Genomic DNA, 11500 nt, shown 5'->3' with positions numbered 1-11500 from the left:
GGGTGCAGCGGTGACCGTCAGGTGCGCGCTCATGGCGCAGCACCGAGCCGTCAGGCTCGCACCGGGTGACGCACCGCGCACGGTGCGCGGGGCGGCGTGGACTACGCGGCGGGAGCTGCGCCGACCCAATCAGCCAGTTTGCGCGCACCGGCGCCGGAGTCGATCGCCTCGGCGGCGACGACGAGCTGCTCGCGGAAGCGCTGCAGGATCGGGCGGTCGGCCTCGTTCGGGTCCTGTGCCAGTCGGAACGAGACGAGCCCGGCCGCGGCGTTCAGCAGGACGATGTCGCGGACGGGTCCGGTCTCCCCCGCCAGCAGTCGGTGGACGACGGCGGCGTTGTGCTCGGGGTCGCCACCGAGCAGGTCCTCCGTCCGGGCGCGGGCGATGCCGAGGTCCCGTGGGTCGAGGTCGTGTTCGGTCACACGGCCGCCGGTGACCTCCCAGATGTGGCTGTGCCCGGTGGTGGTCAGCTCGTCGAGTCCGTCGTCGCCTCGGAACACGAGTGCGGTCGCCCCGCGCGTCTGGAACACGCCCGTGATGATCGGCACGAGTTCGAGCTGGGCGACGCCGACGGCGTTGGCCTCGCACCGTGCGGGGTTGACGAGCGGACCGAGGAAGTTGAACACCGTCGGGACGCCGATCTCCCGCCGCACGGGGCCTGCGTGGGCGAAACCGGGGTGGAACGCGTTGGCGAAGGCGAAGGTCAGCCCGACACGCCGGAACGTGTCCGCGACACGCGCGGCGTCCATCGTGAGATCGAGTCCGAGGGCGGCGAGCACGTCGCTCGACCCGGACTTCGACGAGCTGGCCTTGTTGCCGTGCTTGACGACGGGGACCCCGGCAGCGGCGATCACGATCGCCGCCATCGTCGAGACGTTCACGGTGCCGACCACGTCGCCGCCGGTACCGACGATGTCGAGCGCCATCGGGTCGACGTCGAGCGGAACCGCGGCGTCGAGGATCGCGTCACGGAATCCGACGACCTCGTCGACGGTCTCGCCCTTCGCGCGGAGCGTCACGGCGAAGGCCGCGATCTGGGCCTGGGTGGCACGCCCGTGGACGATCTCCTCCATGGCCCATGTGGATTGCCTGATCGTCAGGTCCTCGCGCGCCATGAGCGCGCTGATCACTGCTGGCCAAGAAAGTGCGTCAGGCATGGATCGATCGTAGTGAATTCGAGAGACCCGCCAGTCTCCTGCGAAAACACTGTCGGGGGTTTCGGCCATAATGGAGGACGTGACTAGCACCTCTCTCTCCAGATCAGCCAGCGGTCCGGCCCTCAACAGGCCGAACGCCGTGGCCGTGGGGACGATCGTGTGGCTGGGCAGCGAGGTCATGTTCTTCGCCGGCCTGTTCGCGATCTACTTCACGCTCCGCAGCACGTCCCCTGAGCTCTGGGCGACCGAGACCACGAAGCTCGAGGTGCCCTTCGCCTCCGTGAACACGATCATCCTGGTGCTGTCCAGCTTCGCCTGCCAGTTCGCCGTGTTCGCCGCGGAGCGCTTCCAGGTGCACCGGACGAGCTGGAACCCGCGCCACTGGGGCATGACGGAGTGGTTCTTCGTCACCTACGCGATGGGTGCGATCTTCGTCTGCGGCCAGATCTTCGAATACGCCAACCTGTGGCACGAGGGCGTCACGCTCTCCTCCAGCGCGTACGGCTCGGCGTTCTACATGACCACCGGGTTCCACGGCCTCCACGTGACCGGTGGCCTCATCGCCTTCCTGCTGACGCTCGGCCGCGGCTTCGCCGCCAAGAACTTCGGCCACAAGGAAGCGACCACCGCCATCGTCGTGTCGTACTACTGGCACTTCGTCGACGTCGTGTGGATCTTCCTCTTCGCCGTCATCTACCTTCTCAAGTAGGAACTGGACACCCCCCAGCACATGTTCAACAGAACCAAGTCCAAGAAGGGCCGCCGTTCACCGATGGCGACCGTGTCGCTCATCGTCGTTGGTCTCATGACCACCGGTGGCGCGTACGCACTGTTCAGCTCCACGGCGAACGCCGACGACAGCACGAGCACCCTCGCCACCTCGAGCCAGTCGCAGGTGAACGAGGGCGAGAAGCTCTTCGCGTCGAACTGCGCCACCTGCCACGGTCTCTCCGCGCAGGGCACGAGCGAGGGTCCGTCCCTCATCGGTGTCGGCGCCGCGTCGGTCGACTTCCAGGTCGGCACCGGCCGCATGCCGATGGCCGCACAGGGTCCGCAGGCAGAAGAGAAGCCCGCGCAGTTCACGGACGAGCAGGTCGACGCGCTCGCGCAGTACGTCGCTTCCCTCGGCCCCGGCCCGTCGGTCCCGTCCACCGAACTCACCAACGGTGAGGACGGCGACGCCGCCGAAGGTGCCGAGCTGTTCCGCATCAACTGCGCCATGTGCCACAACGTGGCCGGCGCCGGCGGTGCCCTGACCGAGGGCAAGTACGCCCCGAACCTCGAGACGGTCTCCGGCAAGCACATCTACGAGGCCATGCTCACCGGCCCGCAGAACATGCCGGTCTTCAACGACCTGAACCTGACGCCGGAGCAGAAGGCCGACATCATCACGTACCTCAAGTACGTGCAGGACAACAAGTCCCCCGGTGGCTTCGCACTCGGCTCCCTGGGGCCGGTCGCCGAGGGTCTGTTCATCTGGATCTTCGGACTCGGGGCGGTCGTCGCGATGACCGTCTGGCTGACCGCGAAGTCCAACTGATCGTCCGTGTCGAACGACACTGAAGGGAACACCATGGCAGAGCACGACGACGAGACGCTGAACTCGTCCTCGGCTGTCGAGAAGCACGGCACGACCACCTCCCCCGGGATCGCGGTCCTCCCCGTCGACCCGTTCGAGAACCCGGGCGAGCCGCCGCACCGTCCGCGTCGCACCGACGTCGACCCGAAGAAGCAGCGTCTGGCCGAGCGCCAGGTCGCCGCCTACTTCTACCTGTCGATCGTCGGCAGCGTCCTGTCGATCGCCGCGTACATCGCCTTCCCGATCGACCCGAGCGACTTCGGGACGGTCCGCACCGCGAACCTCTTCCTTGGCCTGTCGATCGCCCTCGCGCTCCTCGCCCTCGGTCTCGGTGCCGTCTACTGGTCGAAGTCGCTCGTCGTCGACCGTGAGATCACGGAGCTCCGCCACGGCACCCGCGGCACCGACGAGACCCGCGCCAAGGCGGTCGAGGCGTTCCAGCTCGCCGACAAGGAGTCGGGCTTCAGCCGTCGCAAGCTGATCCGCAACTCGATGATCGGTGCTCTGGCCGCGTTCCCGCTCCCCGGTATCGTCCTGGTCCGTGACCTCGCTCCGGCCGAGGACCCGAACGAGCTGCTCCGTCACACCTTCTGGAAGCAGGGCCTGCGCCTGACGAAGGACCCGACGGGTCTTCCGATCAAGGCCTCCGACGTCACCATCGGTTCGGTGTTCCACGTCATCCCCGAGGGCATGCTCGAGTCCGAGCACATGCTCGAGGAGAAGGCGAAGGCCTCCGTTCTCCTGATGCGTCTCGACCCGAAGGACCTCAACCCGTCCAAGGGCCACGAGAACTGGGGCTACGACGGCATCGTCGCGTACTCCAAGATCTGCACCCACGTCGGGTGCCCTGTCGCGCTCTACGAACAGCAGACGCACCACCTGCTGTGCCCGTGCCACCAGTCCACCTTCGATGTCTCGAACAACTGCGAGGTCATCTTCGGTCCGGCAGCACGCCCCCTCCCCCAACTTCCTATCGCGATCGACGACGACGGCTACCTGGTTGCCCAGAGCGACTTCCACGAGCCGGTCGGACCGTCCTTCTGGGAGCGTGAACGCTGATGACCAGCACCACCACCACCGCACCGAACACGTCGACGAACAAGCCGGCACCGGAGCGCGGATCCCGCATCATCGGCGGGGTCTCGAACTACATCGACGAGCGCACCAGCATCTCGGGCCTCGTCAAGGAAGTCGGCCGGAAGATCTTCCCGGACCACTGGAGCTTCATGCTCGGCGAGGTGGCGCTGTACAGCTTCGTCGTCGTGCTGCTCTCCGGGACCTTCCTGACGTTCTTCTTCCAGGCGTCCATGACCGAGGTCATCTACAACGGCTCGTACGTCCCGCTCAAGGGTGTTGCGATGTCGACGGCGCTGCAGTCCACGCTCGACATCTCGTTCGACATCCGTGGCGGGCTCTTCGTCCGTCAGGTCCACCACTGGGCAGCCCTGCTGTTCGTGGCGTCGATCATGCTGCACATGGCCCGCGTGTTCTTCACCGGTGCCTTCCGCAAGCCGCGTGAGCTCAACTGGGTCTTCGGCTTCCTGCTCTGGGTCCTCGCCATGGCCGAGGGCTTCACCGGATACTCGCTCCCCGACGACCTGCTCTCCGGAAACGGCCTGCGGATCATCGTCGGCATGATCGAGGGTGTCCCGGTCATCGGCGTGTGGATCGCCTACCTGCTCTTCGGTGGCGAGTTCCCGGGTACCGACATCGTCGGCCGCCTGTACACGCTGCACATCCTGCTGCTGCCGGCGATCCTCGTCGCGGTGCTCGGTGTCCACCTCGTGCTCGTCGTGATCAACAAGCACACCCAGTTCGCCGGTCCGGGCAAGACCAACGAGAACGTCGTCGGCGTCCCGATCCTCCCGGCGTTCGCCGCGAAGGCCGGTGGCTTCTTCTTCATCGTCGCGGGCATCCTGGCCCTCATCGCGTCGCTGTTCACGATCAACCCGATCTGGAACTACGGCCCGTACGACCCCTCCCCGGTGTCCGCCGGTACCCAGCCCGACTGGTACATCGGCTTCGCCGACGGCGCGCTGCGTCTGGTGCCGCCGCACTGGGAGGTCGTGTGGTTCGGCTACACGGTGTCGTTCAACATCCTGGCGCCGATCGCGGTCCTGGTGCTGCTCATCCTGGCGATCCTGCTCTACCCCTTCATCGAGGCGTGGGTCACGGGCGACAAGCGTGAGCACCACATCCTCGATCGTCCGCGCAACGCCCCGACGCGCACCGCGTTCGGTGCCGCTGGCATCACGCTCTACGCGAGCCTCTGGGCAGCAGCCTCGTCGGACATCATCGCGACGCACTTCCTGGTGTCGATCGAACACGTGATCCACGTGATCCAGGCGACGACGGTCCTCGGTCCGTTCATCGCCTTCTGGATCACGAAGCGTGTCTGCCTCGCCCTCCAGAAGAAGGACCGCGAGATCGTCCTGCACGGGTACGAGTCGGGCCGCATCGTCCGACTCCCCCACGGTGAGTACATCGAGGTGCACGAGCAGCTCGACGAGTACGAGCGGTGGAAGCTCCTGCAGTTCAACGAGTACAAGCCGCTGATGATCCGCCCGAACGCCAAGGGCAAGATCACGGGTCTGCAGAAGGTCCGCGCCGGCGTCTCCCGCTTCTTCTTCGAGGACCGCATCGAGCCGGTCTCGAAGGCCGAGCTCGAGGCAGCGCACGCCGCGCACCACGGCCCGAACCTCGAGGGTGGCCACCAGGCTCCCCAGGTCGGCCCCGGGGATCACTGATCCGAGGCACACGAAGCAACCCCCGTCACCAAGTGGCGGGGGTTTCTTCGTGCACAGGGCAACACGCCGCCCCCAGTTCACGGCTGGTTCACCGTCACGTGCTGGACTCGTCCAGGACGGTGTGGCAACGTGTTGCACCACGCATCCGCCAACGGAATGAGACCCCGATGGACAGCCGGACGGCCGAACACCCCAGGCCGAACCACTTCCTCCTCCACCTCAGCGACACGCACCTCGTATCCGGGGATCGTGATCTCTACGGCGATGTCGACTCCGCCGCGCGGCTCACGCAGATCGTCGCGGACATCGAAGCCTCGGGCACGCGTCCCGAAGCGATCGTCGTCACCGGCGACGTCGCCGACAAGGGCGAGCCGGGTGCGTACGCCCGCGTCCGCGCTATCCTGGAGCCGGCGGCCGAGCGCATCGGTGCGCAGGTGATCTGGGCGATGGGCAACCACGACGAGCGCGGCGCCTTCCGCCAGGAGCTCTTCGGCCTGCAGCCCACCGACCGCCCGGTCGACTTCGTGTACGACGTCAACGGTCTCCGTGTGATCACCCTCGACACGAGTGTGCCCGGTCACCACCACGGCGAGGTCTCCCCCGAGCAGCTCGACTGGCTCGCCGAGGTCCTGTCCGAGGCGGCACCGCACGGCACCATCCTGGCGATGCACCACCCGCCCGTGCCGAGCGTGCAGGACCTCACCGTCCTCGTCGAACTGCGCGACCAGCAGGCCCTGGCCGAGGTCGTCGAGGGCAGTGACGTCCTCGCCATCATCGCCGGGCACCTGCACTACTCCACCAGCGCCGTGTTCGCCGGCATCCCGGTGTCCGTCGCCAGTGCGACCTGCTACACGCAGGACCTCACGGAGTACCAGGGCGGCACCCGCGGCCGGGACGGCGCGCAGTCGTTCAACCTCGTGCACGTGTACGGCCACAACGTCGTCCACTCCGTCGTGCCGATCGGGCACTACGCCACCGTCGGGCAGCCCGTCTCCGCTCTCGAGACCGAGGCGAAGCTCGCGGCACACGGCGTGACGATCCCCGCAGCCGTGGAGCCCGCACCGGTCACCTCGAGCATCCCGGTCTTCACGCTCGACTCGGTGCCCGTCTCCCCCGTGCACCGGTAGCACTCCGCACTTCGCGTGCAGAAGAGGTCGGGTCCGTCACGCGGACCCGACCTCTTCTGCTCACGAAGCGTGGGTGGGCGTGGGCGGTCATGACTCCCCGCGGGTGGTGCGTCGCGTGGTCACGTTCCGTCGTCTGGCGGCCCGGCAAGCGACGGGTCGTGACCGGTGGGCGGGCGGCCGACGGGGTCTCCTGACCGCGCGCGGGCACGCACGTCCGGACGGCACGCCGGACGGACTGGAGGCCCGTGGCGGGCGCGCCACGGGCCTCCAGGCTCGCGGGTGGTCGCGACCCACCGCACGTGGTGCGTCGCGTGGTCACGTTCCGTCGCGTGGTGGTCTCGCAAGCGACGGTTCGTGACCGCTGGGCGGGCGGCCGACGGGGTGTCCCGACCGCGCGCCACGGACGGGCTGGAGGCCCGTGGCGGGCGCGCCACGGGCCTCCAGGCTCGCGGGATGGTCGCGACCCACCGCACGTGGTGCGTCGCGTGGTCACGTTCCGTCGGCTGCCAACGGCGAGGCCGACGGCTAGTGACCAGTCGGCGCGCAGGTCGCGGGGTGTCGTGACCGGTCGGCGTGCGGCTGCGGCCGACACTCGTGGCCGGGTGTTCCGGCGCCGGGCTCGCAGGCTCGCCTGGAGCGCCCCAGCAGGCCGCTGGCGCGTCCTACGCGCACCGTGGGACCGGGCTCGCAGGCTCGCCCGGAGCGCCCCAGCAGGCCGCTGGCGCGTCCTACGCGCTGGGGCGCTCCCACGGCGCGGGGAACGGGAAGTACCGCTCCAGGAAGTCCGTCACGCGCTGCGTGCGCTCCTCGTCGCTGACCTCCGGGAAGCTGCCGTCGTTGAGGCAGAAGAAGTCCACGTTCCGCTTCTTCAGCAGGTCGTCGAGGGCCTTGAGTCCGGAGACCATGGTCGTGTCGATGTACCCGACGGAGGAGTTCTCCTGGATGATCGCCCGGCCGGTGAGCAGCGAGTAGTAGTGGTAGAGCGAGTTCGTCACCGAGATGTTGTCGGCGGCGCGGAAGCGTGACGCTGCAGTGGCCGCGAACTCGTCGGCGAACTCGTGCTCCATCTCGGTCATGATCGACGCACGCAGGGGCGTCGGCGCGTGCTCGAGGTGGCGGGTCGTCACCGCGCCGAAGCGCTGCTGCAGGAGGCCGCGGTTGACCCGGGCGGAGTTCTCGAAGCCGCTGCGTGCCGGGTTGTTGGAACCGAGGCCGATCCGGGTCGACGCGAGGATGAACTTCGTGACCGACCCCGGGCTGTAGAACACCGAGGGGTCGACCAGCCGGCCGAAGAACATGTCGTCGTTCGAGTAGATGAAGTGCTCGCTGATGCCCGGGATGTGGTGCAGCTGCGACTCGACGGCCTGCGAGTTGTGCGTCGGCAGCACGGACGGGTCGGCGAAGAACTCCTCGCTGCGGACGATCCGGACCTTCGGGTGGTCGGCGAGCCAGTGCGGCGCAGGCGAGTCCGTGGCGATGTAGATCTGGCGGATCCACGGCGCGAAGGTGTGGACCGAGCGCAGCGCGTACTTCAGTTCGTCGATCTGGCGGAAGCGGGCGGGAGCGTCGTCGCCCTCGCCCAGGACAGCGTTCGACTGTGCGGCCTGGCGGGCGCGCTGGTACTCGATGGCGTTGCCGTCGACCCACGAGAAGACGATGTCGATCGGGAACCGGATGTCCGAGACGTGGTCGTCGAACATGTGCTCGACGGTGCGCCAGGTGCGGCCGTAGCGCTCGATGTCGACGAGGACGAACTCGTCGATCGGCAGGCTGCGACGCATCAGGGCGTTCTCGACGGGTGCGAGGACCTCGGTGTCGGTGACGCGCCAGAACTCGAGCTGGACGCTGGTCTCGGCGCCGTAGCGCAGGCGTCCGAGGGGCTCGAGGCGCGGGCGGAACACACGGAGCACGGGTTCCTCGACGGAGCCGAGTCCGTCGTCCTGCACGAGCACTGCCGGCTTGCCCGGGGGCTTCGCGTAGAACGGCTCGTTGACGGCGGCCGACATCACGGCGCTCTCGGCTCGCTGGCGGTCACGCTCGTCCAGCGCGATCACCGGACGCTGGTCGTTCCCGCGGATGAGCAGGTGGTCGACGTCAGCCGCGGTGAGCGCGTCGTCGAGGAACAGCAGGTCCTCGATCATCGACTGCTGCGGCGTGAGGTGTCCGTTGATCAGGGTCAGTCGTCCCTTGCGGACGACGACGTCGGATCGGTCGAGACCGCCGGAGGACGGTCGAGGGTTCAGCAGAGGACTCTCGGTCACCGGCTCGGTCTCGTCGTTCATCCATGCCCTTCGGGTCGTGCGGCCGGGTCCTGTACCCGACCTGCCGATCCTACCGTCCGTCGGTCTCGCGGGGCACCTTGACCACGATGCCCACCACGATGAACAGCGCGGCGGCCACCAGCTGCAGGCCCGCCCACACCTGCCCCGGGATCGGCACCGTGACGAGCGGGTTCCAGCAGACCGCGACCGCGGCCATGAGCAGCGCGGCCCACCAGACCTTCCCCCGCACCGTGAAGACGAGCACGATCAACGCGAGGACGGTGACGCCCCAGCGGGCGAAGACGAACCCCGACGAGTCCACGATGGCGACGCACGCCAGGAGCACGATCGCAGCGATCAACCCGGGCGCCAGCGCCGGCCGGGTGAACGGCGGCGTCTCGCGTGCGCGGGCGGCCGGTGCGGCGGCCGCGGGTCGCGAGGATCCCGCGGGCACGCCGTGTTGCGACGACCCCACCGGGGGCCGCCCCTTGCGTGCGGCCATCAGTCCGAGTCGCCGTCGATGGTGATCGCCTGGATCGACCGCGACATCGGCGGCAGCTCACGGACCCGCTCGAGGGCCGGCACGAGTTCACCGACGAACGCGCGGTAGCCGTCCTCGGTCAGGTGCAGGCCGTCCTCGGTGAAGCGGGCGTCCAGGTGGTCGCCGTCTGCCAGGGCGGGCCAGGCGTCGAGGTACTGGGCGTGGCAGGTGGCGACGAACTGGCGCAGGTGCCGGTTCGCCTGCTCGATCTTCGCGGCGTACTCGGCCTGCCGCGGCAGGATCGAGACGAGCAGCAGGCGGACACCCGGCAGTTCACGGCGGAGCGTGACGAGCGCGGTCTCGACGTTGCGGACCACGTGCTCGGCGCTGGCGCGGTGGCCGCCGAAGTCGTTCGTGCCGATGAGCAGCACGATCACCTCGGGCTGCTCGGCGACGACGGCGTCGAGTCGCGTCAGCACGCCGTCGGTCGTGTCGCCACCGATGCCCTGGTTCAGCGTGTGCTCGTCGGGGAGCCAGGTGTCCCAGTCGCCCTGTTCGGTGATGCTGTCCCCCAGGAAGAGGACGGGGCTGCGGTCGTCGGTCATGCTGCCTCCTCGTGCGCCGGCTCGGGGGTCCCGGTCTGCTGCGTCCGGTTGCGCTGCGTGGACTCGGTCTGGTCGGACTCCCGCTCGGCGGCGGCGGTGATGCGCTCGACCATACCGGGGAAGATGATGCCGTGGAACGGCAGGATGCCGTACCAGTACAGGCGTCCGGCGAGTCCCTGCGGGAAGTAGATCGCCCGCTGGCGGTAGTCGCTGCCGCCTTCGGGGTTCGGCGTGACGGTCATCTCGAGCCACGCGCGGCCCGGCGACTTGAACTCGGCACGGAGCCGCAGGTACCGGCCGCGCTCGAGCCGTTCGACGCGCCACCAGTCGAGCGCGTCGCCCTGCTCGAGGCGCTGTTGGTCGCGACGGCCACGGTTCAGTCCGACGCCACCGGCGATCTTGTCCATCCAGCCGCGGGCGACCCAGGCGAGCGGGAACGAGTACCAGCCGTTGTCGCCACCGATCGACTCGACGACACGCCAGACGTCCGCGGCGGAGGCACTCGAGTGCCGCTTGCGGTCGTCGACGTAGACGGTGTGCCCGGCCCAGTCGGGGTCGTTCGGCATCGGGTCGGCGGAGGCGCTGGAGAGCGTCGCGCTCCGCCAGCTGGTCTGCACCTGGCCGGTGCGCATCTTGTTGAGCGCGAGGCGGACGGCCCGACGGTACGAGGTGAGCCCGCCCTCGGGCTTCGGTACGACGTCGTCGATGTCGTGCTCGCGCTGGACGCACTCGAACTGCAGCGACTCGATGATGGGCGTCGCGAGCTTGCGCGGGATCGGGGTGACGACGTTGAACCAGTGCGCGGCGAGCCGCGGGGTGAGCACCGGCAGCACGGTGATCGGGCGCTGCGGCAGCTTCGCCTCGACCGCGTAGCCGTTCAGCATCTGGCCGTACCGCAGGACGTCGGGGCCACCGATGTCGAAGGTGCGGTTGACGTCGGCGGGGACGTCCAGGGCGGCCACCAGGTAGTAGAGGACGTCGCGCACCGCGATCGGCTGGATGCGGTTGCGGACCCAGCGCGGCGCAGGCATCCACGGCAGGACGTCGGTGAGGTGCCGGATCATCTCGAACGAGGTGCTGCCCGAGCCGATCACGACGCCGGCCTGGTACGCCACGGTGGGCACACCGGAGCCGAGGAGGATCTCCCCCACCTCCTTGCGGCTGCGGAGGTGCTTGGACAGCTCGCCGTCGGGGTGCAGCCCGCCCAGGTAGACGAACCGGCTGACCCCCGCCGTCTTCGCCTCGTGCGCCATGGTCTCGGCGGCCTCGTGTTCGGCCGACTCGAAGTCGCCGTCGGCGCCCATCGCGTGGGCCAGGTAGTAGACCGCCTCGACCCCGTCGACGGCGGCGCGGACCGCGTCGGCGTCCTGGAGGTCGCCTTCCGCGACGTCCACGTCGCTGCTCCACGGGACGTCCTGGAGCTTCCGGGGGTTGCGCACGAACACCCGGACGGAGTGGCCGGCTTCGAGGAGACGAGGGACGAGACGACCACCGATGTACCCGGTGGCGCCGGTGACGAGGACCTGCATGCCCTGCACGCTAC

The 11500-nt window shown here is 68.8% G+C and carries 10 protein-coding genes; 5 read left to right on the top strand and 5 right to left on the bottom strand.

The genetic code is table 11. From position 1 onward, the window contains the following. Positions 1-101: 101 nt before the first annotated feature. Positions 102-1157 carry an anthranilate phosphoribosyltransferase gene (trpD, locus tag ACL00U_RS08930; RefSeq protein WP_031259819.1) on the bottom strand — a complete coding sequence of 352 codons (1056 nt, stop codon included), beginning with the start codon at positions 1155-1157 and terminating at the stop codon, positions 102-104. A 70-nt stretch (positions 1158-1227) separates the two neighbouring features. On the opposite strand from trpD, the gene ACL00U_RS08925 reads away from it, so the two are divergent. From ACL00U_RS08925 to ACL00U_RS08905, 5 genes are all read left to right on the top strand, one after another. Next, on the top strand, positions 1228-1866 hold the full coding sequence (locus ACL00U_RS08925; protein ID WP_031259820.1) for a cytochrome c oxidase subunit 3: 639 nt from the start codon (positions 1228-1230) through the stop codon (positions 1864-1866). A gap of 21 nt (positions 1867-1887) precedes the next feature. Beyond that, entirely contained in the window at positions 1888-2697 is an 810-nt protein-coding gene (locus tag ACL00U_RS08920) for a cytochrome c (protein ID WP_042537210.1), read from the top strand. A gap of 33 nt (positions 2698-2730) precedes the next feature. Then, positions 2731-3795 (top strand): ubiquinol-cytochrome c reductase iron-sulfur subunit, encoded by a 1065-nt coding sequence (locus ACL00U_RS08915; RefSeq protein ID WP_017887338.1) that lies wholly within the window; start codon positions 2731-2733, stop codon positions 3793-3795. Beyond that, on the top strand, positions 3795-5483 hold the full coding sequence (locus ACL00U_RS08910; protein WP_042537208.1) for a cytochrome b: 1689 nt from the start codon (positions 3795-3797) through the stop codon (positions 5481-5483). Before ACL00U_RS08915 ends, ACL00U_RS08910 begins: the two co-directional genes overlap by 1 nt. Positions 5484-5650: 167 nt before the next feature. Next, entirely contained in the window at positions 5651-6610 is a 960-nt protein-coding gene (locus tag ACL00U_RS08905; RefSeq protein WP_017887340.1) for a phosphodiesterase, read from the top strand. 728 nt (positions 6611-7338) lie between these two features. Here ACL00U_RS08905 and ACL00U_RS08900 read toward each other — a convergent pair. The 4 genes from ACL00U_RS08900 to ACL00U_RS08885 are packed head-to-tail and all read right to left on the bottom strand — an operon-like array spanning position 7339 to position 11486. Further along, the gene (locus ACL00U_RS08900; protein ID WP_017887341.1) at positions 7339-8892 is read right to left on the bottom strand and encodes a stealth conserved region 3 domain-containing protein; all 1554 of its coding nucleotides are present in this window, start codon (positions 8890-8892) and stop codon (positions 7339-7341) included. A gap of 49 nt (positions 8893-8941) precedes the next feature. Then, positions 8942-9325, bottom strand: a complete 384-nt coding sequence (locus ACL00U_RS08895; RefSeq protein ID WP_071251795.1) for a DUF6804 family protein — start codon at positions 9323-9325, stop codon at positions 8942-8944. A gap of 47 nt (positions 9326-9372) precedes the next feature. Next, positions 9373-9957: a GDSL-type esterase/lipase family protein gene (locus tag ACL00U_RS08890; RefSeq protein ID WP_042537205.1), complete on the bottom strand. Its 585-nt coding sequence runs from the start codon at positions 9955-9957 to the stop codon at positions 9373-9375. Then, entirely contained in the window at positions 9954-11486 is a 1533-nt protein-coding gene (locus ACL00U_RS08885; protein ID WP_031259825.1) for an SDR family oxidoreductase, read from the bottom strand. Before ACL00U_RS08885 ends, ACL00U_RS08890 begins: the two co-directional genes overlap by 4 nt. Positions 11487-11500 lie beyond the last annotated feature (14 nt).

Source organism: Curtobacterium poinsettiae, from assembly GCF_047226435.1.
GTDB lineage: Bacteria > Actinomycetota > Actinomycetes > Actinomycetales > Microbacteriaceae > Curtobacterium > Curtobacterium poinsettiae.
This window is presented reverse-complemented; position numbering and strand designations above follow the sequence as displayed.

Bases quoted from the DNA above. Each gene is read 5' to 3' on its own strand.
- trpD (WP_031259819.1), bottom strand. From the start codon at position 1,157: ATGCCTGACGCACTTTCTTGGCCAGCAGTGATCAGCGCGCTCATGGCG.
- ACL00U_RS08925 (WP_031259820.1), top strand. From the start codon at position 1,228: ATGGAGGACGTGACTAGCACCTCTCTCTCCAGATCAGCCAGCGGTCCG.
- ACL00U_RS08920 (WP_042537210.1), top strand. From the start codon at position 1,888: ATGTTCAACAGAACCAAGTCCAAGAAGGGCCGCCGTTCACCGATGGCG.
- ACL00U_RS08915 (WP_017887338.1), top strand. From the start codon at position 2,731: ATGGCAGAGCACGACGACGAGACGCTGAACTCGTCCTCGGCTGTCGAG.
- ACL00U_RS08910 (WP_042537208.1), top strand. From the start codon at position 3,795: ATGACCAGCACCACCACCACCGCACCGAACACGTCGACGAACAAGCCG.
- ACL00U_RS08905 (WP_017887340.1), top strand. From the start codon at position 5,651: ATGGACAGCCGGACGGCCGAACACCCCAGGCCGAACCACTTCCTCCTC.
- ACL00U_RS08900 (WP_017887341.1), bottom strand. From the start codon at position 8,892: ATGAACGACGAGACCGAGCCGGTGACCGAGAGTCCTCTGCTGAACCCT.
- ACL00U_RS08890 (WP_042537205.1), bottom strand. From the start codon at position 9,957: ATGACCGACGACCGCAGCCCCGTCCTCTTCCTGGGGGACAGCATCACC.
- ACL00U_RS08885 (WP_031259825.1), bottom strand. From the start codon at position 11,486: ATGCAGGTCCTCGTCACCGGCGCCACCGGGTACATCGGTGGTCGTCTC.